This window comes from Pseudomonas campi, assembly GCF_013200955.2.
Lineage (GTDB): Bacteria > Pseudomonadota > Gammaproteobacteria > Pseudomonadales > Pseudomonadaceae > Aquipseudomonas > Aquipseudomonas campi.
The window spans coordinates 3,192,052-3,216,529 of sequence record NZ_CP053697.2; the positions used below are offsets into that span (position 1 = coordinate 3,192,052).

Genomic DNA, 24,478 nt, shown 5'->3' on the forward strand with positions numbered 1-24,478 from the left:
CGTTTAGCCCACACCAGCCCCATAACTCTCCCCGCCTTCTCTGTACCGCTGTGGCGCTTGAAAACGCTTACGACACTGCACTTGCTTGCGGCTTTGCTTGATCCTCGGCGACAACTTCCTGCCGCCTGAACCAGCGCTTTTGGCTGACCAGCAGCACCCCCGCCAGCACCAGGCCAGCCCCCAGCAGTTGCGCCAGGGAAACCGACTCGCGCAATAACAGCCAGCCGAAGAAGATCGTCAGGATCGGCCCCAGCGTGCCAATCAGCACCGTGCGCGCCGCACCGATACGCTGGATCGCCGCCGATTGCCAGAACACCGGCAATACCGTGGAGAAGATCGCCATCGCCGCCGCATAGGCATACACCGGCACGGGCTGGTTCAGCGCAGCAAAGGGTTGGCTGGCGACGAAGTGCAGCTGCGTGGCCAGGGTCGAGACGATGATCGCCAGGGCGGCAAAACGGATGGTCCCCAGACGCTGGATGGCGACCTCGGCACCGGCACTGTACAGCGCGTAGGACAGCGCCGAGGCGAAGACGAAGGCACTGCCGATCAGCACCGCACGGATATCACCGGCCACGTCGAGATCATGGGCAAACGCCAGGCCAATGCCGGCATAGGACAGCAGCAGGGCCGCCACCTGGCGTTTCTCCAGGCGCTTGCCCAGCGCCAGGACACCGATCAGCACGGTCATGGTCGGGTAGATGAACAGGATCAGGCGCTCGAGCGCGGCGGAGATGTACTGCAGGCCGACGAAGTCGAGGATGCTCGCCCCGTAGTAGCCCAGCAGGCCGAGCGCGAGCAGTAGCGCGCCATCCTTGCGCGTCAGCGGCGTGGCCGCGCGGCACAGCCAGAGCACGGCCCAGAGGGCGATCGGCAAGGCAAAGGTCATGCGCAGGGTCAGCAGCGTGACCGCGTCGACGGGGGCTGCGGCATAGGCCAGCTTGACGAAAATCGCCTTGAAGGAGAAACCAAACGCGGCCAGCACGGCCAGCACGATACCGAGGCGTTCGGCGGACCAGATATTCCAGGGCATGGCGGAGTAAGTCCTGCAGAGTTTTATCTGGACGAATGATCACGGCAATTGAATCCAGGTTAAATTGGGCTTTCCATAACGCATCGTTCGGATATGACCAACGCTATGCACTATTCACTATGCACTACGACCTGACCGACCTGCGCCTCTTCGTGGCGATTGCCGAAGCCCGCAACCTGACCCGTGGCGCCGAGCGCGTGCACCTGGCGGCCTCCTCGGCCAGCCATCGCATGCGCCTGCTGGAAGCGTCGATCGGCACGCCCCTGTTGGTTCGCGAGCCGCGCGGGGTAAGCCTGACCCGCGCCGGCGATGCACTGCTGCGCCATGCACGCCAGGTGTTCGCCCAACTCGAGCAGATGCATGCCGACCTCACGCCCTACGCCAAAGGGGTGCGCGGGCATGTCAGCCTGTGGGCCAACACCCACGCCACCCATGCCTTCCTGCCGGACAGCCTGGCGGCCTTCTTGAAACGCCACCCGCAGGTGAGCATTTCCCTGGAGGAGCACACCAGTCCGGAAGTGGTCATGGCCGTAGCGCGCGGCGAGGTGGAAGTCGGCGTGGTCGCCGAATCGATAGAAGGCGCGGAAGTCGAACTGCTGCCCTACCGGGCCGACCGGCTGGTGTTGATCGCGCCTGCCGACCACCCGATTGCCCAACGCACCCGCACGCCCTTCGCCGCAGTGCTGGACTACCCCTTCGTGATGCTGCATTCCGGCTCGGCCATTCACACCTTCACCATGAACGCCGCCGCCGCACTGGGCCGGCACCTCGAAGTACGCATCCAGGTGCGCAGCTTCGAGGCGGTGTGCCGCATGGTCAGCGCCGGGGTGGGCCTGGGCCTGGTGCCGCGCAGCGCCCTGGCCGATGGCCCGCCCCGCGAGCCGCTGGCCGTCATCGAGCTGGAAGAGCCCTGGGCCCAGCGCGACCTGAAAGTCTGCGTGCGCAAACGCGAGCAACTGTCACGCTTTGCCGCCGACCTGGTGGCCTGCCTGACCGGCAGCGGTGCAGACCTGCCTTAGCAGCACCCACGCCTATCCGTACTAAGCTCTGCCAGGACTGCAACGCGTCATCTTTCTGGAGGGAATCACCATGGCACTGCGCATCAACGACCTCGTACCGGATTTCACCGCCGATACCGATCAGGGCCCCATCAGCTTCCACGACTGGATCGGCTCCGGTTGGGCCATTCTGTTTTCCCACCCCAAGGACTTCACCCCGGTGTGCACCACCGAATTCGGCGCGGTCGCCCAACTGGCGAGCGAGTGGGCGAAACGTGGCACCCAGGTGATCGGCGTGTCGGTGGATGGGGTCGCCGCGCACAAGCAATGGAAAGGAGATATCGAAGGTTTCTGCGGTGCCACGGCGGGCTTCCCGATCATTGCCGATGAAGGACTGGTCGTCTCCAAGGCGTTCGACATGTTGCCCGCCGAGGCCTACCTGCCGGATGGCCGTACCGCAGCGGATACCGCCACCGTGCGCTCGGTGTTCATCATCGGCCCGGACAAGAAGCTCAAACTGTCCATGACCTACCCCATGTCGGTCGGGCGCAACTTTGCCGAAGTGTTGCGCGCGCTGGACGCCTTGCAGCTGACCTACAACGTGCCGCTGGCCACCCCTGCCAACTGGGCCGTGGGCCAGGATGTCATCGTGGCCCTGGCGCTCAATGACGAGCAGGCCCGTGAGAAGTACGGCAGCATCGACATCAAGCTGCCTTACCTGCGCACCACCCCGGCACCGAAGTAAGGCAGTCCCAGCCCTGGAGGAAATGGCGGGCTGGCGAGTGCAGCCGCGCCCAGGCACTTTTCAGACATACACGCTGAACAATAAAAAACCGCCCAATCGGGCGGTTTTTCTATTACGGATTACCGGGTTCGCTCACATTGCAGTGAGGGGGCAATCGCCACCTAGCCGCGGTCCAGCTCCTCCTGCTTGGCCAGGAATTCTTCCTCCAGCAAGGCATCGGTGAGGACTACTTCGCCGGGTTCGCCGATGCGCCCGGTGGAGACCACCTTGGTTTCCAGACGGCCAGACAGATGCTCCAGGGCGTGACGCATTTTCTCGACGGCACCATCCACGGCGATGCCCATTTCATCGGACTTGTGGGTGACGGAGATAGGTTGATGGCCTTTCGGGCGGGCCTCGATGTGGCAGCGCTTGTCGTCGGCGCCGGCCTTGTGTGCATTTTCATCGCTGATATGGACGACCACGCGGGTGAGAAACTCGTCGAAGTGATCGAGTTTGTCCAATACGGCGGAGCTGACCCACTCCTGAAGCCGAGCACTGCCTTCAATCTGGTTCGTGTGAACTTGAACTTGCATAGGGCTTCCTCGTTTTACTGGGGTGTTGTTTCGAGGTACTGCGACTGCAAAGGCTCAGGCTGTGTGACACATCTCCCATGGTGGCGCCTGCTGCTGCAAGGGCTTGCAGCGAAAAGGTCTGCACGTTAGCGAACGGCTGGACCGCCCATCCCCCCTGCTCTGCCACAACACATCGAAGCAACCCTGGCACGTGGGCCAAGGCTGGTTGAATTCAGTCCTTGCCTAAGTCTTACTACAGTCGCGCCGGCCAGGCAAACGCGGCGTATTCATAAAGGGGCCGAGACTGTGTCGGCAATTGTCCGCCTAGCAGGCCGTTGAAAAACGTTGGCGAGGCAGCCAGCGCAAGGCAAGAGCAGGCGAAGAAGCGCAGTTTAGATGTCCTAAATGAGCATTCTGAGCCTGCTCTTAACGCAGCGATGGCAACGCAGGTAGTTCTTCAACAGCCTGCTACTCGCCCGGCCGGGCGTCCCGCAGGCTAGCCAGCACCCGCTCGGCGTTTTCCGTGCACTGCATGCCTTCCGGTTTGCTCTCGATGCTGGCGATGATGCTGAGCAGCTGCGCCTTGTTCTGTGCCAGGCGCTGCTGCATGGCCTCGATCTCGCCGACCTTGCGCTGCAGGCTGGCCAGCAGTTCGGCGTGGGCCCAACCCTGCTGCTCGGTGCCCGGCAACAGACGACGGATTTCCTCCAGGCTGAAACCGGACTGCTGGGCGCAGGCGATAAGACCGAGGGTCTGCACCGTCTGCTCCGGGTACTCACGGTAGCCGTTGGCCTGGCGCTGGGCGGCAATCAGCCCGCTGGCCTCGTAGAAACGGATACGCGAGGGCGCCAGGCCGGTGCGGCTGGCCAGTTCACCGATTTTCATGAGTTGTGCTCCGGGCTATTGACCTTAAAGTTGACTTTAACCTTAGGCTTGCTCCATCTGCTACCCCGGAGTACGCCATGACCACCTTCCAATCCCTGCAACTGCCCAACGGCACCGTCATCCCCAACCGCATCGCCAAGGCGGCGATGGAAGAGAACCTGGCCGATGCCAGCCAGGGTCCGTCCGCCGAGCTGCTGCGCCTGTACCAGGCCTGGGCCGAAGGCGGCGCCGGATTGCTGCTGACCGGCAACGTGATGGTCGACCGCCGCGCCATGACCGGCCCCGGCGGCGTGGTGCTGGAAGACGAACGCCAACTGGACAAGTTCCGCGAGTGGGCACGCATCGGCCGCGCCCAGGGTGCGCAGTTCTGGATGCAGATCAACCACCCCGGCCGGCAGATGCAGGCCAACCTCGGCCAGCAGACCGTTGCGCCCTCGGCCGTGGCCCTGGAGCTGGGCGGCCTGTCGAAGCTGTTCCCACTGCCCAAGGCGCTCGGCGACGAGGAAATCGGTGCGCTGATCCAGCGCTTCGCGCGTACCGCGCAACTGGCCGAACAGGCCGGCTTCAGCGGCGTACAGATTCACGCCGCGCACGGTTACCTGCTCAGCCAGTTCCTCTCGCCCATCAGCAACAAGCGCACGGACAGCTGGGGTGGCCCGCTGGAGAACCGCGCGCGTCTGCTACTGGAAGTGGTCAAGGCGGTGCGCGCCGTGGTGGCGCCGGGCTTCTGCGTGGCGGTCAAGCTCAACTCGGCAGACTTCCAGCGCGGCGGCTTCGACGGCGCCGACGCCAAGCGCGTGGTGCAGATGCTCGGCGAGCTGCAGGTCGATCTGGTTGAACTGTCCGGCGGCAGCTACGAGGCGCCGGCCATGCAGGGCGATGCCCGCGACGGCCGCACCCTGGCGCGCGAAGCCTACTTCCTCGAATTCGCCGGAGAGATCGCCGAAGCCGCCACGATGCCGCTGATGGTCACCGGAGGCATCCGCCGCCTGCCGGTGGTCGAGCAGGTGCTGCAAAGCGGCGTGGCCATGGCCGGCATCGCCACCGCCCTGGCCATCGAGCCGAACCTGCCACGCCGCTGGCAGGCCGGCGAGCGGCAAATCAGCGCCGAGCTGGCGCCGATCCGCTGGAAGCACAAGGCCCTGGCCTCGCTGGCCTACATGGCCATGGTGAAGTTCCAGATGCACCGCCTCAGCCATGGCGGCCAGCCCAAGCCCAACGTGTCGCCACTGCGTGCGCTGCTCGCGGAACAGCTGAAAACCGCACGGCGCACCCGCCTGTACAAGCGCTTGATGGCGGCCAGCTAAGCCGATAGATGCCCGGTCTTCACCCAGATCAGACAGCCCGCATCGCTGAACGGTGTGTGTTCGGACAGGTGCGGGCTGCGCAGCCAGCTGCCGGCCGGGTAGTCGCCGAATTCGTCCTGGAAGGTACCTTCGAGCACCAGGATTTCCTCGCCGCCCCAGTGCCGATGACGGTTGAAGCGCGTGCCCGCCGCCCAGCGCACCAACGCCACATGTTCGCTGCCGTGCTGATGCAGCGGCAGCACCTGCAGGCCCGGCACCAGCCCCGGTAGCCAGGCGGCCGAGCGGCTGTCGATCACCAGCGGTTGCTGATCATCGGCGGCGAATTGCATGAGTTTGACGAAGAGGGTGCAGCCTTGCCGACTGAACGGCGCGTGCTGACTGCCGATTGGATTACGCACATAGGTCCCAGCCGGGTAGTCGCCGCGCTCGTCGGAGAACACCCCGTCCAGCACCAGGAATTCCTCGCCGCCCGGATGCTGATGCTCGCTGAAATGCGAGCCGGCGGCATAGCGCACGATGGACGTGGCCCGCGCCAGCTCCTCGCCGATACGGTCGAGCATGATGCGCTCCACCCCGGCCATCGGCGATGGCACCCAGGGACTGTCGCCGGGACGGATAACGGCGCGTTGGCTGAAGTCGGCGTTGATCTGCATGGGCGCTGGAAACCTGAAGTTGATGGATCGCGCTTGAGCATTTTGCCGGCACGGATCGATCCGCCCCAGCAAAGGCTCCTGCCGCATGTTAACGCGGGTTAAACACAAAGGGCCCGGCATGCCGGGCCCTCTGGGCTTATTGCGCGACCTGGTAGCGTTCCAGCCAGTGCGCATAAGGCGCCGGCAGGACCCAGGTGGGCCGCTCGACCCCGAGCTGCTGCGCCGCCTGCAACGGCCAGTGGGGGTTGGCCAGGTGGGCGCGGCCGATCATCACCAGATCCATCTGCTCCTCGGCCACCACGCGCTCGGCGATGGCCGGCGCATCGATGCCCCAGGACGACGCCACCGGCAGTTCCGCCTCACGGCGTACGCGCTCGGCAATCGGCGCCAGGAAGGCCGGCCCCCACGGAATGTTGCTCTCAGCGATGGTGAAACCGACGCTGACGCTGAGCAGGTCCAGGCCGCCACGGCGCATGGCCTTGGCCAGCTCGATGGACTCGGCCAGGGTTTGCTCGTCGCGACCGTCATACTCGATCACACCGAAACGCGCCGTCAGCGGCAGGTTGGCCGGCCACACTTCGCGCACCGCCGCCAGGGTTTCCAGAAGGAAACGGCTACGGCCGGCGAAGTCGCCACCGTAGGCATCGTCACGCCGGTTGGAATGTGCGCTGAAGAAGCTCTGTGCCAGGTAACCGTGGGCGAAGTGCAGCTCCAGCCATTCGAAACCGGCATCGCGGGCGCGGCGAGCGGCGGCGACGAAGTCGGCCTTGACCCGGGCGATGTCATCCAGGCTCATGGCCTGCGGCACCTTGGGCAGATGCGCGCCGAAGGCCACGGCCGACGGGGCGATGGTCTGCCAGCCACGCGCATCACCTGCGGCGATATGGTCGTCACCTTCCCAGGGACGGTTGGCGCTGGCCTTGCGCCCGGCGTGGGCGATCTGGATGCCGGGCACCGCGCCACCGGCCTTGATCGCCTGGGCGATACGCGCCATGCCCTCGGCCTGCTGGTCACTCCACAGGCCGGTGCAGCCGGGGCTGATGCGCCCTTCCGGGGATACCGCGGTGGCCTCGACGATTACCAGGCCGGCGCCGCCACGGGCCAGGCCGGCGTAATGGTGCAGGTGCCAGTCAGTGGTAACGCCGTCGATGGCGCTGTACTGGCACATGGGCGGCACCGCGATGCGGTTGCGCAGGGTGACATCCTTGAGCTGGAACGGGGAAAACAGAGCAGACATCGTCAATCCTCACGAGAGTGAATCAGGGGCGCACAGCGCCTCAGAACCTGCTCACGAACTCCTGACTGTCGGCCATACGGCGTTAAAAACGGCCTCGGCAAGCCGCTTGCGGCTAACGCGCTTCAGCGCGACCCGAAGGGCGAGTGCAACGAGTCATGCTCATTTACAGCTCGTAAACTCCACTTCCTCGGCCATTTTTGCCTTGTCTGGCTCTAATTCAGAAGTTCGTAAACAGGTTCTCAGGTATTGAAAGGAGCCAGGTCGAGGGCAGCGGCGCTGCGCACCTCCACCGGCGCGGCCAGCCAGTCGCCGATCTGCTCGCGGAAGGCCTGGTAGTGGGCGCTGGCACGGTGGGCGGCCACCGCCGCTTCGTCGGCATAGAGTTCGAACAGGTCAAAGGTCGCCGCGTCATCGCCGCGTACGAACAGGTCGTAGCGCAGGTTGCCGGGCTCACGGCGGCTGGCATCGACCATCTGGCGCAACGCCTGTTCAAGGGCGGTGCGCTGCTCGGGGTGAGCAGTCAGGCTGGCAAACAAGGCAATCGGCATAACGGTTTCCCCACGGCTGGAATCTGTGGGGGCATCTTAGAGAGCGAGCCGTACGGCGATAATTCGAACGTCTTGATGACCAGTATCGATGAATTGAATAGTCCGCCCCGGCGGGCAGCACCGTTCAGTAGCCGGTCATCTCCAGATAGCCGCGCCCACCGGGGCTGCCACGCAGGCGCACCGGGCCTTCCCAGTAGGGGAACGTGGTGCCCATCCAGGCCTGCGGCTGCAGGGCCTCGACCTCGACATCCACACCATGGGCCGCCACCTGCACGCGCCAGCGGGTCGGCAGCCGGCGGCCGTTGTCCAGGGTGGTGCTGGCCAGCGGGCTGAGCTGGATCTGCTCGCCGCGCAGTGCTTGGCTGCGGCCGTCGGCGCCGATCCAGGTTCCGGCGCGATAGGGTTGGCCCTCGGCCTGGCGCACCTGGAACAGCATCAGCTTGGCGCCGCCGTCCAGGTGCAGGGAAAACCAGTCCCAACCCTGCTGCTCGGCAGCCAGGGGCTGGCTGCTCCATTCGCGGTCGAGCCAGGCCTGGCCGCTGACCCGATGGCGCTGGCCGGCGCGCTCGATCTCGCCGCGCACCCGGTAGAACGGCTGGCTGTAGTAATAGGAGGCCTGGCCCTGGCCAGACTTTTCGCTGTAGCCCTGCGCGCCGTGCAGCACCAGCGGGCCGTCGGCGCGCAGCTGCAGGTCGTAGCCAAAGTCCTTGCCGGCGGCCTGCATCTGCAGCTGCTGCAGGCCCTCGCCGCCGCTGCTGTGCAGCGACCAGTCGTCGATCCAGGCGCGGAACGGCTGCGCCGCCACCCCGGCCTGGCCGATGCCGCCACGGGCCAGGCGCTCGGCAAACTGGTGGCCGAACGGCCCGCTCAGGCCGGCGTGGCCCAGCCACAGATTGGGGCTGTCCCAGCCGGCCTGCTCGGCGCCGGGGCGCAGCGCCGAGCGAAACAGCGTCCACTGCACGCCCCACTCGCGGCCCTGCTCGTCGGTGAGGTTGGCGGTGACGTACCACCATTCGATGCGATAGCCGTGGTGGGCACCGTGGTCGGCCGGGAACTGCAGCGCCCGGCCCGGCTCGACCGCGCTGAAACCGGCGACATCCTGGCCGAGCCCGGCGAAACCGGCGCTCGGCGCGGGCGTCTCGTCGCAACCGCCGAGCAGCACAGCGACCAGCAGCAACAGGCTTCTAGCGTTCATCGGCGAATTGCCTCAACAGATCGGCCGGCTGGCTGCGCGCCAGTTGCCACAGCGGCCCGGCGGCGGCCAGCAGGCTGGTGAGCAGGCCGAGCAGGCCCAGCTGCAGCAACTGGGCGGGGAACACATGCAGCGGCAGGCGCCAGCCGAAGGCCTGCACGTTGACCACCGCCACCAGGCACCAGGCCAGCAGCAGGCCCAGCGGCATGGCCAACAGCACGGTGAGGCTGGCCAGCAGCAGCGTCTGCCCCAGGCTCAGCCAGGCCAGGCGCGCCCGCCCCAGGCCCAGGGCCCAGAGCGGCGCCAGCTGGCCCAGGCGGCTCTGGCCGAGGGTCAGCAGGCTGATGAACAGCGCCACGCCGGCCACCCCGAGGGTCAGGCTGTTGAGCGCGGCGGTGGCGGCGAAGGTACGCTCGAACACCCGGGTCGACCAGCGCTTGAGCGAGGCCTGGTCGATCAGCCGGCTGCCGTCCAGCTCGTAGCGTTGCTCCAGTTCGGCCTTGAGCGGCGCGACACGCGCGGCCGGCAGGCGCAGGCTGAGGTTGCTCAGGCTGGCATCCGGCCAGTGCCGGCGCAGCCAAGCGGCATTCACCAGCAGATGGCCCTTGGGGTTGCCGTAGTCGGCGTACAGGCCGAGCACCGGCAGGCGTTGCTCGCCGTCCGCCGCCGGCAGCGTCAGCGCGTCACCCAGACGCAGCTTGAGTCGGCGCGCCAGTTGCTCGCTGAGCAGCACGCCCTGCCCCGCCGCCAGCTGCGCCCAGACATCGTCCTGCTGTTCCAGCAGCGGCCAGTGCTGGCGGTAGCTGGGGTGATCGACGATGCCCTGCAGCTGCGCCGGCCAACCCTGCAGGCGCAGGTCAACGCGCCAGTGCGGCAGGATCGCCTCGATACCGGGCTGTGCCTCGAGCCAGGTGCTGATCTGCTCGGCCTGCTCGGTGTCGCGCGGCGCCAGGTACAGCTCGGCTGACAGGCGCTGGTCGAGCCAGCCGGTAAAGGTCTGGCGAAAGCCCTCGGTCATGCTGCCCACCCCGACGCTGGCCGCCAACGCCAGCAGCAGGGCCATCAGCGCCAGGGCCAGGGCCGGCAGCTGCTGGCGACTGTCGGCGACGAACCATTCACTCAACGGTCCGCGACAACGCCGGGCGAGCAGCGCCAGGGCGCCATCTAGCAAGGCCGGCAACAGCAGCGCCGCGGCCAGGAGCAAGGCGGCGAGCAGGACGAAGGCCGTCAGCAGGCTGTCGCCGAAACGCCAGCAGGCCAGCGCCAACAGCAGCAGCCCGGCCGCCAGCCAGGCCTGACGCCGCAGCCACAGGCCCTGAGCCAGGCGCCAGGCCTGCGGCTGAGCCAGCGCCAGCAACGGCAGGTTGGCCGCACGCAGCAGGCTGCTGGCGCCAGCGAGCAAGGCACCGAGCAGGCTGATGGCCAGCCCGGCCAGCCACCACTGCGGCGCCAGGCTCAGCTGGCCGGCCACTTCGGCGCCATACAGGCCGCGCAGGCTGGCGGCGACATCGGCCAGCAACAGGCTGGCCAGCGCATAACCGCTGGCCACCCCGGCCAGGCCGCTGAGCAGGGCGAACAGGCCCAGCTCAATGGCCAGCGCGCCGAGCAGGCCGCCCAGGCTGACCCCGCAGGCGCGCAAAGTACGCAGCAGGCCGCGGCGCTGTTCCAGGGCCAGGCCGATGGCGGCATGCACGATGAATAGGCCGACGATAAAGGCCAGCAGGCCGAGGGCCGTGAGGTTGAGGTGGAAGCTCTCGGTGAGGCGCTGCAGGTCGTCGCCGTCCGCCGCCGGTTGCAGCTGCAGCACGGCCTGTAGCTCGTCTGGCAGCGCGCGCTTAGCGAAATCCGCCGGCAACAGCAGGCGCGACAGCTGCCCCGGCGCCTGCAACAGGCGCTGGGCCTGGCCGATATCGACCACGATCACCCCCGGTGCCAGTTGCTCCTGTACCTGCAGCGGCGGCAGACGCTGGCCGTCCGCCGTGAGCGCCTGTTCGCCCACGCGCAAACCGAGACGTTGCAGGGTGTCGGCGGCAATCCAGGCCTGGCCCGGACTGCCGAGGAAGCTGGCGATATCCAAACCATCGGCTGGGCGCCCACCCACCTCGCTACCCTGCGGCAGGCTCAGCGGCTCGATACCGAGCAGTTGCACGCTCAGCGGTTCCTCGCCGGCGAAGCGCAGGCGCCCTTCCAGCAGCGGCGACACCGGCCAGCCATTGCGACGCAGCTGCACATAGGCGGCCTGGGCGAAACGCGGGCCCTGGCGCGCCACCAGCTGCGCCTGCGCCGGGCCGGCCAGCACGGCGCTGGCACGGGCATAGTCGGCCCGCGCCTGGCTGTTCAGCGCCTGCACCCCAGTCCACAGCGCGGTGGCCAGCCACAGGCCGGTGAGGATGCTGAAGAACTGCAGCGGATGGCGGCGCCAGTGGCTGAGCAGCGCCTGCAGGCTGATGCGCAACATGCCCATCAGGCCTGCGCCGCCGCGACTCGGCCCAGGTGCAGGTACAGGCTGCGTTCCAGGCGGGCAGCCAGACGGGCGCTGTGGGTAACCATGAGCAGGCTGCTGCCGGCCTCGCCGACCAGTTGCAGGAGCAGGTCGAGCACCGCCTCGCTGCTCGCCTCGTCCAGGCTGCCGGTGGGTTCGTCGGCCAGCACCAGCGACGGGCGGGAGGCCAGGGCGCGGCCGATGGCCACGCGCTGTTGCTGGCCACCAGAGAGCTGTTCCGGGTAGCGCTGCAGCAGCGGCGTGAGGCCCAGGCGCTCGGCCAGGTAGGCCACCCAGGCCGGATCATGGCGGCCGGCCAGGTGTGCCTGGAAGGCCAGGTTGGCCGCTACGCTAAGGCTGCTGATCAGGTTGTACTGCTGGAACACCAGGCCGATGCCTTCGCGGCGCCAGCGCGCCAGCTCGGCCTCGCGGCGCCCGTCCAGCGGCACGCCGTCGACCAGGATGCGTCCGCTGTCGGCCCGTTCCAGGCCGGCGACCAGGTGCAGCAACGTGCTCTTGCCACTGCCGGATTCGCCCATCAGCGCTAGGCTGCTGCCCCCAGGCAACTGCAGATCGACCCCACGCAGCACCGCCAGATTGCCCTGGGCGGTGGCGAACGACTTGTGCAGGTTCTCGACGATCAGCATCGGCAGCAGTGCCCCGACTCAATAGCGGTTGATAACAGCGTAGGGGGCGCCGATGAACCCGTGCCGGACCTTGGTGTGCACGCCCCCCCTACTGACGGCAACAGCCGGCAAGCATTCTCACCTTGGCGGCGCCGACCAGTCGGCCCATGATCAGCCTTTGCCTTGCCACAGGCCAGCAGCATGCCGCGTTCATCGCCACCGAATGTTTCCGCCCTGGGCCGCTTCCTGCGCCTCGGTAGCACCGGTGCGCGCATCGCCGGCAACCTCATGCTGCAAGGCCTGACGCCCGGCAAGACCGGTCTGGACTGGCAGCCGGTGGGCGATCTGCTCGGCGATGTGCTGGGGCAGATGAAAGGCCCGGTGCTCAAGCTCGGCCAGCAGGCCTCGCAATGGCAGGGCGTGCTGCCCGAGCCGATCAGCCAAGCCCTGACGCGCCTGCAGAACCGCGTGCCGGCCCTGCCCTTCAGCGCCCTGGAAGAGCACCTGCAGCAGCTCTACGACGGCCGGTTGCATCAGCTGTTCCAGCCCATCGAAACCCAGCCCTGTGCCGCCGCCTCGCTGGGCCAGGTGCACCGCGCCCGCGATGCCCAGGGCCAGGCCCTGGTGCTGAAGATCCAGTACCCGGGCATCAGCGAGATCTGCGCCGCCGACCTGCAGCAGTTGCGCCGCCTACTGCCGCTCGGCCGCCTGTTCCGCGCCCCGGCCGAACAGCTGGAAGCGCTGTACAGCGAATTGCACGGCAGCATCCACGCCGAGCTGGATTACCAGGCCGAGCAGGTCAGCCTGCAGCGCTTCTGCACGCACTTCGCTGGCTGGCCAGGCCTGCGCCTGCCGCAGCCGGTGCCCGAGCTGTGCCGCCCCGGCGTGCTGGTGCTGCACGAAGTGACCGGGCACGCCATGGCCGAAGTCGGCCACGCCCCGGCCGCCGTGCGTGAACGCCTGGCCCTGAGCCTGTGCGACTGGCTGGGCGAGCAGGTGTTCGCTCTCGGCCTGCTGCACGCCGACCCGCACCCCGGCAACCTGGCCTGGACCGATGCCGGCGAGCTGGTGGTGTATGACTTCGGCAGCGTGCAGCCCCTCGAACCGGTGGTGCTCGATGCCTATGTGCAGCTGTTCGCCGCCCTGCGCGGGCCGAGCAGCGACGCCCTGGAGCCGGCCTTCCAGGCCCTCGGCGGGCGCCAGGCCGACAGCCCGGCCCCGCATGGCCTGTACAAACGCATCCACAAACTGCTCCACCCGCTGCTGCAACCCGGTGCGCAGTGGGACTTCCACCGCGCCGCCCTGCACCAGCAATTGCTGGAACTGTTCCCGCTGATGATGACCGCCCTCGGTAGCCTGCAACCGGCCTCCGGCACCCTGCTGGTCAACCGCACGCTGGAAGGCCACTACTGGAACCTCTACCGCCTGGGCGCCTGTCTGCCCCTGGCCGACCTGCTGGAGCGTCATATCAACCGCTGGACAGCGCGCAGATCGGCCTAGGGTCGGTTGCCGTTTCGATCACGGCCGTGACAGAGCTCGTGTCGCTTGAATGGCTGTCGATCTTCAACTACGGCCACAAATACTCCAGAATCGCGGGGCCCGACGGGCCGAACCGCCCCACGCAATCGCCACAGCACTACAAGGAAGACGCCATGACTGGCACATTGAAACTCCCAGCCCTGTTCGCCATCGCCCTGCTCGCAGCCTGCAGCAGCAACCCGGAAAAGCCGCAGAACAAGGCCCCGGACAGCAGCAAGGCGATGCTCAGCGAGCCCACCGCCGACTTCGACAGCCGCTGCGACGCCGACCCGGTGCATGACCTGATCGGCGAACAACTCGACGACGTGATGGCGGTGCAGGCGCGCGACAAGGCCGATGCGCGCTTCCTGCGCATCACTCGGCCGAACCAGCCGGTGACCATGGACTACAACTCGCAGCGCCTGAACATCGACATCGACAATGCCGGCGTGGTGCTGCAGGTCAGCTGCGGTTAAGCCCGTGCGCTGGCTGTGCGGCGCCCTCTCCGCCTGCCTGGTCGAGCCGGCCCTGGGCCTGGGCCGCGAGGTCGGCTACGCCGAGGCGGCCGGCCACTTCGCCAGCCTGCAGGAGCTGCAGCACTGCGGCGACTGGCAGCTCGGCGAGCGTAGCGTGGCACTGCGCCTGCTGCGCTTTACCCTGTATGGCCAGGACCTGCTGTTCGTCGATCTGCTGCAGCCCGCTGCCGACGGCACCCACCTGCAGGTCGAGCGCGGCTTCGGCTTCGTCGAGTTCAACAACGACCACGCCGAGATGAGCCTTGAGCAGCTGCGCTGCAGCAGCGACGGCAAGACCGGCGTGCACATCAGCGGCATCGCCGAAAACGGCCACGATGGCTCGCGCCAGCGCTTTCAGATCAATCTGGACGGCCGTAGCGGTGCCTACCGTTACCAGGCCAGCCCCAGCGAATAAGCCGTCTCGGCACGCGCGGTAGCTAGGCTCATCTGGCGGATCAGCCCGCACGCCACCAGCCGTGCCAGCAGTTGCACATGGGGTTGCTGCAAGTGCGCGTGCAGCGCTGCCGGCGAATCCCAGCAACCGCGCAAGTGCCAGAGATCGTCCTGCTGCGCATCGCGCAGCAGCTCATAACCCAGGCAGCCGCTGTCGTGCCGCGCACGCAGCACCAGCTCGCCGAGGCGCAGGCCGAGCTCTTCGCTGCGGCCAAAACTGGCGCGAACCTGCGCCAGGCTGAGAGTTGTATCGTTCATCACAGGCACTCCCTGAGAGCCTGTTTACGATCTCCTGGATTAGAGCCAGAAGATCGTAAACAGGCTCTGGCAGGCCCGGCGGCGCACCACGGCGCCACCGGGCATAGCACTCAATAGGCGCTGGCGGTGGGGCGCACGATCAGCTCGCTGACATCCACCTGCGGCGGCTGGCCGATGGCGAAGGCGATCGTCTCGGCAATCGCGCTGGCCGGGATCGACACCTGACGGAACTCCTCCATCATCGCGCGGGTAGCGCTGTCGGAAATGCTCTCGGCCAGCTCCGACTCGACCACGCCAGGGGAGACCACGGTGACGCGGATATCACCCCCCACCTCCTGGCGCAGACCTTCGGAGATCGACACCACCGCGGCCTTGGTCGCGCAGTACACCGCCGCCGTCGGCACGACCCGGTAGGCGCCGAGGGACGCCACGTTGATCACATGGCCGCTGCGCTGGCGCTGCATCACCGGCAAGGCCGCGCCGATGCCGTGCAGCACGCCACGGATGTTGACGTCGATCATGCGATCCCACTCGGCGAACTTCAGCGCGGCCAGGGGCGACAGCGGCATCACCCCGGCATTGTTGATCAGCACATCGAGGCGGCCGAAACGTGCCAGGGTGAAGTCGACGAAGGCCTGCACGTCTTCCCGACTGCTCACGTCCAGGCTGCGGAACTCGGCCGTACCGCCCTGCTGGCGAATCTGCGCCACCAGTTGTTCCAGGCGTTCGCTGCGGCGGGCACCGAGCACCACCTTGGCACCCTGGCGCGCCAGCAACAGGGCGGTGGCCTCGCCAATGCCGCTGCTGGCGCCGGTGATGATCACGACTTTTTCTGCGATGTTGGACATGCTGCATTCCTCTGCGTGGAAGGGTTGGCCATGACCCGTTGTGGGTCACCGCGACAGCCCAGAGGTTGCACGCAGGCGGTCGTTGTACGTTATCCGATTGCTGCCGAAGTCTTGCCTGATCCTGCACAAACGCCCATAGCCTCAGCACACGTCCAAGCAGTCCGTGGCTAGCGGGAGGAATATTGACTTGGCCGTATTCTTGCCTGTACATGCTGAGCTGACTGGCTGCACAACAGCCACCTGAACCCATCGTCGCGCATCCGCCCCGAGGAGAGACCGAGCAGTGAGGGTCACCCTGATCACCCTGTTGTTGCTGCTGTCGCCTGGCTACGCCAGTGCCGAGCACTGGCAGGTCTATACCCATAGCCTGGGCGAGCAAGGCGTGGCCGGTGGCGGCACCCTGCATGGCAAGGAACACGGCGGCAAGCGCGCCTTCTACCTGGAGCTGGTGCATGCCCTGCTGGCTGAACTGGGCAGCACCGCGCCGATCAGCGAAGTACCGCTGGCACGCGGGCTGAAACTGGTCACCGAACAACCGCACGTGGTGCTGTTCAACCTCAGCCGCACGCCGGAGCGCGAAAGCCTGGTGTACTGGGTCGGCCCGACCCTGCAGGAAACCGACTACCTCTACGAGAGCAGCGCCGCGCCTACCGGCATCCACCACCTGAGCGATGCCCGCGACCTGCCGGTGTGCATCCTCAACGGCAGCTCCCACGATGCACTGCTGGTGCAGCAGAGCTTCACTCAACTGAAGCGCCACAACTCCTACAGCGGCTGCTTGCGCATGCTCGCCGCCGGCCGGGTGCAACTGGTGGCTTCGGCCGATAGCGGCCTGCAGCAGAAGCTGGCCGAAGCCCAGGTCGACCCCGCGCATATCCGGGCCACCCCGGTGGTGCTCGGTCATGACCGGGGCTTTATCGCCCTGTCGAAAGACACCTCACCCAATGACGTGGCGCGCTGGCAGGCAGCCCTCGACAAGCTGCGCAGCAACGGTCAGTACCAGGCGCTGTACCAGCGCTACGGGCAGTAGCCAGGCGCGCAGCGGACTGACACAGAACGGCTGGGCACTTGCCCGATCCTGCCCATTACCTGCTGGACAGAATGATGGCGAATCAGTAGCGTCGGCCTCCAATTCATGCCTTCCGCAAGTAGGGAAAGACAGGGAATTCAGTGATCCGTAGGGCAGACACCTGCTCCCGGAACCTACAACTTCAGCACAAGGAACTTTGCATGTTTAGTAATTTCAAGCTCGCAGGATGCCTGGCAATTGCCTCGGCAGTCATGGCTATCCCCAGCATGATCCTCATGCTCATCGACGTGTTCAGCGAAAACTCTGCCCTGGCGCTTGCCAACCTCGTCGCACTGTCGATCAGCGCCACCCTTTTCGTCCTGCTGATGCTGTACCTCAGAAGCTATCTAGAAACCCGCATGGCGCTGGGCAAGCAGAACATCCTGTTTGGCTTCATTATCGTCCTGGGGCTACTGGGTTACGGCGTGGGAGTCGTCGCCAGCTTTCTCGACCCACTCACCTCACTGCTGACTTCCCTGGCCGCCCTGGCCCCGATAATTCCCCTAGGCATACTGCTCATGGTGGTCGCCTGGCGCATCCTCAATGTCAAGACCGACAGCAACGGCTACACGAAGGCCTTTGCATACTTGATAGGAGCAACGGGCCTGTTCAACGCCACCGTGCTGTTCTCCGATCTGTCCGTGCTGCTCAATATCGCCTCGGACATCATCCTGGCTCTGATGTTTTTCGCCGAGAGCAAGCAGGACGATGAAACGCCGCTGCAGCTTGAAAATACCGGCACGGCCTGAACGAACAACGCTAGTCAGCGGGTGGGTTACCCGCCGACTAGCACGATCCTTCCTGAGGCTTGCCTGATCCTACGGACTCCGCCTGCCGCGCAAGACTTCTCGCCCCCCTCGACCTAAGCTGCAGCCATTCGAGGAGAATCGCCCTTATGTCATGCCCTGACACCCCTCAAGACTTAGAAGGCGAGCGGCAGGAACTGGCACAGCTGATCGCCCACTTCGCACCTGATGAAGGCATCAGCGAGTCGTCCATCAATGGTCTGGCACTCTTTCGCAGCAGCCAACCTTCACCTATCACCCATACGCTGTATCGTCCGGCGCTGTGCATCATCGCCCAGGGCCAGAAAGTTGTGCGTCTGGAGGATGATGCCTTCTGCTACGACCCGCTGCATTACCTGGTGGCTTCGGTCACCCTGCCGGTCACCGGCCAGGTCACCCTCGCCTCGCCGGAGCAGCCGTACCTGAGCCTGCGCCTGGATATCGACCCCGGCGAGATCGGCAAGCTGATCGCCGAAGCCGGTCCGGTCGGCGTACCCAGCCGTGGCAATGGCCGTGGCCTGTATGTCGAGCGCCTGGATGCGCCGCTGCTGGACGCCGTGCTGCGCCTGTTGCGCCTGCTCGACAGCCCACGCGACATCGCCATGCTCGCCCCGCTGGTGCAGCGGGAAATCCTCTACCGCCTGCTGTGCAGCCCCCAGGGCCAGGTGCTGCGCGATATCGCCAACGCCGACAGTCAGACCCACCGGGTGACCCGCGCCATCGACTGGCTCAATCAGAACTTCAACGAACCGCTGCGCATCGAGGACCTGGCGCGGGTCGCCAGCCTCAGCCCCTCGACCCTGCACCACCGCTTCAAGGCGGTCACCGCCATGAGCCCGCTGCAATACCAGAAGCAGCTGCGCCTGCAGGAAGCGCGGCGGCTGATGCTCTGTGAAAACCTCGAAGTGTCGGCGGCCGGCTACCGGGTCGGCTACGAGAGCCCGTCGCAATTCAGCCGCGAATACAGCCGCCTGTTCGGCGCCCCGCCGCTGCGCGATCTGGCCCGATTGCGCAACGCCGGTTGAGGCGAGTGAAAGCACTGCACAGGCGCTGGAAACAGGCTAGGGTTGCGCTCACCCCCGGATGAATTTGCGACAAGGATGCCGTATGTCCCGAGTCCTGCTGCTCAGCTTCGCCCTGTTCTCTTCGCTGTCTCTCGCCGACACCGGCGCCCCACTTCCCGCAGCACTGGATTTCAGCCACGCCTGGTTCAAGCCAACTCTGGAGCAAAGCCACAGCCCGGTCTGTGCCGATCTGCTGCGGAGCACCGAGCAGGCTTTCTTCAGCAATCAGTCGCTCAAAGATGAGCTGATGCCTGACGGATTGCAGGAGCAGTCACCGAGCAGCAATAGCCTGCAACTCGACGGTCAGCCGGTCTATTTCAACACCTACACCCATTCCGGTTGTGGGGGCGGCTGTGAGAACTATCAGATCGTTGCCAGCCCTATACCACGCGAGCATGCCTATTGGGCCGACGAGGAGCAGTTGGACAAATCCCCACCGCCCAGCAGCAAGCCCAGATTGTTCGCCGATGCCAACCAGCAGGTATTCGTTCTGAGCACCCCGGATTACTGGCAACCGCTGGATACGCTGCTCCTGCACAAGCTCAAAGCGGATCTGAGCTGGGAGGAAATCTGTCGTATTAATGTCGCGCCATCTCGGACACAACGTTCGGACGATAAACAACTACAAGCCACGCTCAGTTCAATAAGTAAGCTGAGCTCCACGCTAGGGCCGATATCCGGCGGCTCTGGCAACGAATGCGGATCCTTGCGCCCAGGCGATCTGCGGGAAAACAGCAGGGCTGATGCATTTTCAGCACTACTCTCCCGGCCGTGGGGTCAATACAGCCGTGCCCATTCGCCCGAGGATCTGGGGGAGCAGTTCCGCACAGACAGCGAAAACCTGAATCGCTGGGCGCTGACCGGCACACTCGAATTCCAGGCAGTACGCAACTACCAAGCCCAGCTCACTCAGACCACCCAGGTGCTGGCCGATTTCTATCAATCCCACTTCGGTTGGCAGCAGGGACAGACCCGGCAGATTGCTCATGCCGCATTGCTATCAGCCGTCAGTAGCGGCTTGGCTTTCCCTAGTCACTGGAACGGCGGCTATCACCCGTTCCCCGACAGCGAACACGCACTGCGCCAGGCCATTCTCGAGAAGCGCCCGATCACACAGATCCGCTACCAGGGAGGCACGGTCAGCGATCTCAGCATTGCCATTCTCTACCCCGAGGCATTGAGCTACCTGCTCGAACAAGGTGCCGACCCGAACCAGCGCAACCCCTTCGGCAAGACACCGCTGATGTACGCCGCGCAGTACAACCAACTGGAGTCCGCCCGCCTGCTGCTGGCCAAAGGCGCTAATGCCAACGCCACCACCATCTGGCCCACGGACAGATGCACCTACCAGCTCAGTACCCGCAACATGACGGCTCTGCACTATGCGGCTCGGTATGCCTCGCCGGAGCTAATTGACCTGCTTCTAGAAAAAGGGGCGGAGCCTTTTATCCAGAGCGTCAGCACTGCCTACCAGGACGGCCGCATCGGCACCCCGCTGGACTGGCTCAGGCGCCACAACACGGCCGATGCCAAGGAACCCAATCCGCATATCCCGGCAACGCGTATCGCAGCGCTGGCGCAAGCCCTGCAAGTAGCCGCGCCCGAACAACTGCAGCAGCGTGCCAGACAACTGACCCTGCAATCCGAAAAGGACTACGCGCAGGGCAACTCGCTGCAGGCTTACCAGACCCTGCTGCTGGCCCGCGAAGCTGCGCCGCAGGACGCCCGCATACTCAGCAATCTGTCGCTGGTGGCATTCAAGCTGGGCGAACACGGACCGGCCCTGGAAGCCGGCCAGCAACTGCTCGACAGCAGCCAGGATGCCAAGCTGCTGGCCAATGCCTGGTTCAACCAGGGCCTGGTCTGTGATGCTGCCGGCGGGACGTCCTACAACGGCAAGTACTACTGCAAAAGCGGCAGCCTCTACCCCTACTACCGGGCTGCCGCGCTGAGGGCCACGCCAGCGCGCCAGACCAGGCTGTTGGAGCGCCTGAATTCAAGGCAGCAAAAGCACTGCACGGCAGCCTATGGGGAGCAGCAGGTACGCATCGTCTGGCAAAGCGATGGCCGCCGGAGTGAACACGGCTATGTTCGGCAAACCCTGTATGTCCTGCACCCCAGCGCCCTCCCGTTCAACGCTGGGGACATCGCCTGGCAACTGAAGAACGAGCGGATAAGCCCTTACGCAGCTGCCACCCTGGCGCTGGGCGAATGGACGCTCAGCGTCCTGGAGAGTCCGGCGTTCATGAACGAAGAATCCTTCCAGGTTGCCGGGCAGGCCTGCGCCCTACGCCAGGATGACCGGAAGTAGTTACCAGTCCAGCCTCAGCCGGCTCTCGAAAGCGCGCTCGACGCCACTCAGTGGATCGACGAAACCCAGGGCCTGGGCCAGCAGTTTGAGCGGGCGGCTGTAATCGTCCGCGGCATCGCGCGCATCGAGAAGCTCGGGGTAGAAGGTGTCGTTGCAGATGCCGGCACCCAGCGCTGCCATATGCACGCGCAGCTGGTGCTTCTTGCCGGTCACCGGGAACAGACGGTAGCGCCACAGCTCGCCATTGCGTTCGATGACTTCGATGCGGGTCTCGGTATTCGCCTCGCCCGCGCCTTCCTGCATGCGGAAGAACGGCTCGCTGGCGAGCAGGCGGGTGGCGCGTTGCAGGGGGAATTCCAGTTCGGGCAAGGCCGGGGCGATTGCCTCGTAGCGCTTGTCGATGCGCCGCTCGCGGAACAGTGCCTGGTAGGCGCCACGGCTTTGCGGGTTGGCGGAGAACAGCACCAGGCCGGCGGTGTGCCGATCGATGCGGTGCAGCGGCACCAGGTGCGGATTGCCCAGGCGCCGGGTCAGGCGCGCCTGCAGGGTTTCCTCGACGTACTCGCCGGCCGGCATCACCGAGAGAAAATGCGGCTTGTCCGCCACCACCAGATGCTCATCGACATGCAGCACGCTTTCCTCGAAGGGGATGCGCGTTTCCGCCAGCACTTCGCGGTAGTACTGCACGCGCAGGCCTTCACGGTAGGGATGCGCGGGGCCGATCGGCTGGTGCTCGGCATCCAGCACGCGGCCGCGGGCCATGCGATCGAGCCAGGTGTCGCGACTGATCGCCGGGAAGTGCGCGCACAAGCAGTCGAGCACGGTCGGCCAACTGCCGGCCGGCAGGTGCAGGATGCTCGGGCGAATGCTGGGGGCAGTGGCGGACATGGACGGGCTCGGCTGACAACACGACGGCGCGCATTATTCCGCAGTTCGGCGGCAAATGCCCGGCCACCCGTCATGCGCTGCCGGCCCGGTACAGCCAGGGCCGCAAACGCCAGGCTACTGTCACTACAGCGATCGCGGCGTTTGCCGCAGCATGGCCTGACCTGCACGCAACGGGAGCACACTCAGGATGAAAACCATTGGCCTGATCGGCGGCATGAGCTGGGAGTCGACCATCCCCTACTACCGCCACCTCAATGAGGCGGTGAAGGCGCGCCTGGGCGGCCTGCATTCGGCCAAACTGGTGCTGTTCAGCGTCGACTTCCACGAGATCGAGCGCCTGCAGCAGAGTGGCGACTGGGACCAGGCCGGGCGTCTGCTGGCGGCTGCGGCGCAGGCCCTGGAGCGCGCCGGCGCCGAGCTGCTGGTGCTGTGTACCAACACCATGCACAAGGTGGCGCCAGCCATCGAGCAGGCGGTGGCCATTCCCCTGCTGCATATCGCCGACCCGACCGCCGGCGCGATCAAGGCCGCCGGACTGCACACGGTCGGCCTGCTTGGCACTCGCTTCACCATGGAGCAGGCCTTCTATCGCGAGCACCTGGAGCAGCGCCACGGCATCCGCGTGCTGATCCCCGACGAGCCGCAGCGCCAAGACGTGCACCGGATCATCTACGAGGAGCTGTGCCTGGGTCAGGTGCGCGAAGAGTCGCGAGAGATCTATCGCCGCATCATCGCCGGCCTGGTGGCGCGAGGCGCGCAGGCGGTGATTCTCGGCTGCACCGAGATCGGCCTGCTGGTCGGCGCCGGGGATGCCAGCGTGCCCCTGTTCGACACCACCCACCTGCACGCGCAGCAGGCCGCCGAGTGGGCGCTGGCAGGGCAAGGGGCGAGCTAGCCGATCAGCTGCTCGACGTCCTGGTCAAACAGCAACACGCGGTCACGCCCGGCGGCCTTGGCGGCATACAGCGCCTGGTCGGCGCCTTTGACCAGCGCCTCCGGGCCATCGCCCACTTGCGGCGTCAGCACATGCACACCGGCGCTCAGGCTCAGGCGCAGCCACGGGCAGCCGGCATGCACGATGGCCTGCGCCTCCACCGCGGCCCGCACCTGTTCGGCCACCTGTAGCGCCCCTGCGGCGTCGGTTTCCGGCAACAGCAGGCAGAATTCCTCGCCGCCATAGCGCACCGCCAGATCTGCCGGACGCTTCTGCCCACCGCGAATGGACGTGGCCACGGCACGCAGGCAGGCATCGCCGGCGGAATGACCGTAGATATCGTTGTACTGCTTGAAATAGTCGACATCGAACAGCACCAGCGCCAGAGGCCGCTGGTAGCGCGAAGCACGGGCGAACTCGTCGTCCAGGGCGCGGATGAAGCGGCGGCGATTGCCCAACTGAGTCAGCTCATCTTCCAACGCCTGTTTTTCCAGGCGCTGGTTGAAGGCACGCAGCGCATCGCGGGTGGCCAGCAGCTCGGCTTCGGTCTTCTGCCCCTGTTTGATCAGGCGGATCAGGTAAAAACCCAGCAGCAATAGCAGACCGGCCAGCAGGCTGATCACCACCAGCTGGCGGGTCGTGTCTGCGCGCCAATCGGCGAGGATGTCCTGTTTGGCCAGGGCAGCCACCACCACCAGCGGATAGCCCTGAACCTGCCGGTAGCTGAACAGCCGCTCGACGCCATCGAGCAGCGACGGCAGCATCGCCGTACCGGCCGGACTCTGCGGCAACAGGCGGCTGAAGATCTGGCCCTGACTGATATCCGAGCCGATCGCCGATTCCCGGGAGGGGCTGCGAACCAGCACGATGCCGCTGTTCAACACCAGATTGATGGCGCCGTTGTCGCGGATATCGAAGGTGGCATAGAACTGCAGCAGGTAATCGATGGAGATGGTCGCCAGCGCCACGCCGGCGAAATTGCCCTGGGCATCCTCCAGGCGCCGCGATACCGGGATGATCCACTGGTTGTTGGTACGACTGCGGATCGGCGGACCGATATGCGGGCCGTGGTCGTCCGGGTGGGCGCGGTGGAAGCTGAAGTACTCGCGGTCGGCGTTGTTGGCCCCCTCAGGGATAGTACCGAAGGAGCTCACCAGCCAGTTGCCGTCGCGATCATAGGCGAACAGGCCATGCAGCTCGGCCTGGCCGAAGACATGCTGGCGCATCAGGCCATTGAGGCGCTGCAGCTGCGCCGGAGCGGTGCCATCCACCTGCAAGCGCTCGACCAGATCGAGCAGCACGGTGTCGGCCTTCTTCAGGCTATCGGCGGCCTGTCGCGCCAGCGCCGAGGCCAGATTGGAGGTCTCGATCTGCGCATCACGCAGTTGCACACTGCGCGCTTTCCAGATCAACCAGGCATCGGTGGCCACCAGCGACAGGCAGACCAGCACCACGAAAGCCCGCGCCAGCGGCAACACGGCCGGCTTGAGCAGCCAGCGGCGCCAATGGGGAGTATCGCGGTGTTTATCAGTCATGGGGTGCTGCTAGCCGCTCCTGTTTGTGAAACGCTACTGT

Annotated in this window: 24 protein-coding genes; 11 read left to right on the forward strand and 13 right to left on the reverse strand. The window is 66.0% G+C overall.

What is annotated here, in order from left to right:
• Positions 1–67: 67 nt before the first annotated feature.
• Entirely contained in the window at positions 68–1,033 is a 966-nt protein-coding gene (locus HNE05_RS14845) for a DMT family transporter (RefSeq protein WP_173208754.1), read from the reverse strand.
• Between the two features lie 119 nt (positions 1,034–1,152).
• Here HNE05_RS14845 and HNE05_RS14850 point away from each other — a divergent pair, with 119 nt between their 5' ends.
• Complete coding sequence (locus HNE05_RS14850) at positions 1,153–2,052, forward strand: LysR family transcriptional regulator (RefSeq protein WP_173208755.1); 900 nt, start codon at positions 1,153–1,155, stop codon at positions 2,050–2,052.
• 70 nt (positions 2,053–2,122) lie between these two features.
• On the forward strand, positions 2,123–2,776 hold the full coding sequence (locus HNE05_RS14855) for a peroxiredoxin (protein ID WP_173208756.1): 654 nt from the start codon (positions 2,123–2,125) through the stop codon (positions 2,774–2,776).
• Between the two features lie 161 nt (positions 2,777–2,937).
• Here HNE05_RS14855 and HNE05_RS14860 read toward each other — a convergent pair whose 3' ends face one another.
• Both HNE05_RS14860 and HNE05_RS14865 read right to left on the reverse strand, forming a co-directional pair.
• The gene (locus tag HNE05_RS14860; protein ID WP_173208758.1) at positions 2,938–3,351 is read right to left on the reverse strand and encodes an HPF/RaiA family ribosome-associated protein; all 414 of its coding nucleotides are present in this window, start codon (positions 3,349–3,351) and stop codon (positions 2,938–2,940) included.
• A gap of 447 nt (positions 3,352–3,798) precedes the next feature.
• Positions 3,799–4,215: a MerR family transcriptional regulator gene (locus HNE05_RS14865; RefSeq protein ID WP_173208760.1), complete on the reverse strand. Its 417-nt coding sequence runs from the start codon at positions 4,213–4,215 to the stop codon at positions 3,799–3,801.
• Between the two features lie 77 nt (positions 4,216–4,292).
• Here HNE05_RS14865 and HNE05_RS14870 point away from each other — a divergent pair, with 77 nt between their 5' ends.
• A complete protein-coding gene (locus HNE05_RS14870) occupies positions 4,293–5,522 on the forward strand; it encodes an NADH:flavin oxidoreductase/NADH oxidase family protein (RefSeq protein WP_173208762.1) in 1,230 nt (409 codons plus the stop codon).
• On the opposite strand, the gene HNE05_RS14875 is transcribed toward HNE05_RS14870, so the two are convergent.
• From HNE05_RS14875 to HNE05_RS14900, 6 genes are all read right to left on the reverse strand, one after another.
• Complete coding sequence (locus tag HNE05_RS14875) at positions 5,519–6,175, reverse strand: cupin domain-containing protein (RefSeq protein WP_173208764.1); 657 nt, start codon at positions 6,173–6,175, stop codon at positions 5,519–5,521. The two genes, HNE05_RS14870 and HNE05_RS14875, sit on opposite strands and share 4 nt — an antisense overlap.
• 136 nt (positions 6,176–6,311) lie before the next feature.
• Entirely contained in the window at positions 6,312–7,412 is a 1,101-nt protein-coding gene (locus HNE05_RS14880) for an NADH:flavin oxidoreductase/NADH oxidase (protein ID WP_173208767.1), read from the reverse strand.
• 239 nt (positions 7,413–7,651) lie between these two features.
• Positions 7,652–7,960, reverse strand: coding sequence for a putative quinol monooxygenase (locus HNE05_RS14885; RefSeq protein ID WP_173208769.1), 309 nt, complete (start codon positions 7,958–7,960; stop codon positions 7,652–7,654).
• A gap of 124 nt (positions 7,961–8,084) precedes the next feature.
• Entirely contained in the window at positions 8,085–9,155 is a 1,071-nt protein-coding gene (locus tag HNE05_RS14890; RefSeq protein WP_173208771.1) for a lipocalin-like domain-containing protein, read from the reverse strand.
• Positions 9,145–11,616, reverse strand: a complete 2,472-nt coding sequence (locus tag HNE05_RS14895) for an FtsX-like permease family protein (RefSeq protein ID WP_173208773.1) — start codon at positions 11,614–11,616, stop codon at positions 9,145–9,147. Before HNE05_RS14895 ends, HNE05_RS14890 begins: the two co-directional genes overlap by 11 nt.
• A complete protein-coding gene (locus HNE05_RS14900) occupies positions 11,616–12,281 on the reverse strand; it encodes an ABC transporter ATP-binding protein (RefSeq protein ID WP_173208776.1) in 666 nt (221 codons plus the stop codon). Before HNE05_RS14900 ends, HNE05_RS14895 begins: the two co-directional genes overlap by 1 nt.
• Before the next feature lie 180 nt (positions 12,282–12,461).
• Between HNE05_RS14900 and HNE05_RS14905 the strand changes: the two genes are divergently transcribed.
• The 3 genes from HNE05_RS14905 to HNE05_RS14915 all read left to right on the forward strand — a co-directional run bounded on the left by HNE05_RS14905 (position 12,462) and on the right by HNE05_RS14915 (position 14,708).
• The gene (locus HNE05_RS14905) at positions 12,462–13,760 is read left to right on the forward strand and encodes an ABC1 kinase family protein (RefSeq protein ID WP_173208778.1); all 1,299 of its coding nucleotides are present in this window, start codon (positions 12,462–12,464) and stop codon (positions 13,758–13,760) included.
• A 152-nt stretch (positions 13,761–13,912) separates the two neighbouring features.
• Positions 13,913–14,254, forward strand: coding sequence for an I78 family peptidase inhibitor (locus HNE05_RS14910; RefSeq protein WP_173208780.1), 342 nt, complete (start codon positions 13,913–13,915; stop codon positions 14,252–14,254).
• A 4-nt stretch (positions 14,255–14,258) separates the two neighbouring features.
• A complete protein-coding gene (locus tag HNE05_RS14915) occupies positions 14,259–14,708 on the forward strand; it encodes a hypothetical protein (protein ID WP_173208783.1) in 450 nt (149 codons plus the stop codon).
• Here HNE05_RS14915 and HNE05_RS14920 read toward each other — a convergent pair.
• The gene (locus tag HNE05_RS14920) at positions 14,684–15,004 is read right to left on the reverse strand and encodes a putative quinol monooxygenase (RefSeq protein ID WP_173208785.1); all 321 of its coding nucleotides are present in this window, start codon (positions 15,002–15,004) and stop codon (positions 14,684–14,686) included. The genes HNE05_RS14915 and HNE05_RS14920 overlap by 25 nt on opposite strands.
• Positions 15,005–15,114: 110 nt before the next feature.
• Positions 15,115–15,852 carry an SDR family oxidoreductase gene (locus tag HNE05_RS14925; protein ID WP_173208787.1) on the reverse strand — a complete coding sequence of 246 codons (738 nt, stop codon included), beginning with the start codon at positions 15,850–15,852 and terminating at the stop codon, positions 15,115–15,117.
• Positions 15,853–16,135: 283 nt separating this feature from the next.
• Between HNE05_RS14925 and HNE05_RS14930 the strand changes: the two genes are divergently transcribed.
• The 4 genes from HNE05_RS14930 (at position 16,136) to HNE05_RS14945 (ending at position 21,081) form a co-directional block, all read left to right on the forward strand.
• Positions 16,136–16,882: a substrate-binding periplasmic protein gene (locus HNE05_RS14930; protein WP_173208789.1), complete on the forward strand. Its 747-nt coding sequence runs from the start codon at positions 16,136–16,138 to the stop codon at positions 16,880–16,882.
• Between the two features lie 200 nt (positions 16,883–17,082).
• The gene (locus tag HNE05_RS14935; protein WP_173208791.1) at positions 17,083–17,670 is read left to right on the forward strand and encodes a hypothetical protein; all 588 of its coding nucleotides are present in this window, start codon (positions 17,083–17,085) and stop codon (positions 17,668–17,670) included.
• 146 nt (positions 17,671–17,816) lie between these two features.
• The gene (locus tag HNE05_RS14940) at positions 17,817–18,731 is read left to right on the forward strand and encodes an AraC family transcriptional regulator (protein ID WP_173208794.1); all 915 of its coding nucleotides are present in this window, start codon (positions 17,817–17,819) and stop codon (positions 18,729–18,731) included.
• Positions 18,732–18,813: 82 nt separating this feature from the next.
• Complete coding sequence (locus tag HNE05_RS14945; RefSeq protein WP_180889164.1) at positions 18,814–21,081, forward strand: ankyrin repeat domain-containing protein; 2,268 nt, start codon at positions 18,814–18,816, stop codon at positions 21,079–21,081.
• Here HNE05_RS14945 and HNE05_RS14950 read toward each other — a convergent pair whose 3' ends face one another.
• Positions 21,082–21,969: an RluA family pseudouridine synthase gene (locus tag HNE05_RS14950; protein ID WP_173208798.1), complete on the reverse strand. Its 888-nt coding sequence runs from the start codon at positions 21,967–21,969 to the stop codon at positions 21,082–21,084.
• 187 nt (positions 21,970–22,156) lie between these two features.
• On the opposite strand from HNE05_RS14950, the gene HNE05_RS14955 reads away from it, so the two are divergent.
• Complete coding sequence (locus HNE05_RS14955) at positions 22,157–22,864, forward strand: aspartate/glutamate racemase family protein (protein WP_173208800.1); 708 nt, start codon at positions 22,157–22,159, stop codon at positions 22,862–22,864.
• Here HNE05_RS14955 and HNE05_RS14960 read toward each other — a convergent pair.
• Positions 22,861–24,438, reverse strand: a complete 1,578-nt coding sequence (locus HNE05_RS14960) for a sensor domain-containing diguanylate cyclase (protein ID WP_173208802.1) — start codon at positions 24,436–24,438, stop codon at positions 22,861–22,863. The genes HNE05_RS14955 and HNE05_RS14960 overlap by 4 nt on opposite strands.
• Between the last annotated feature and the right edge of the window lie 40 nt (positions 24,439–24,478).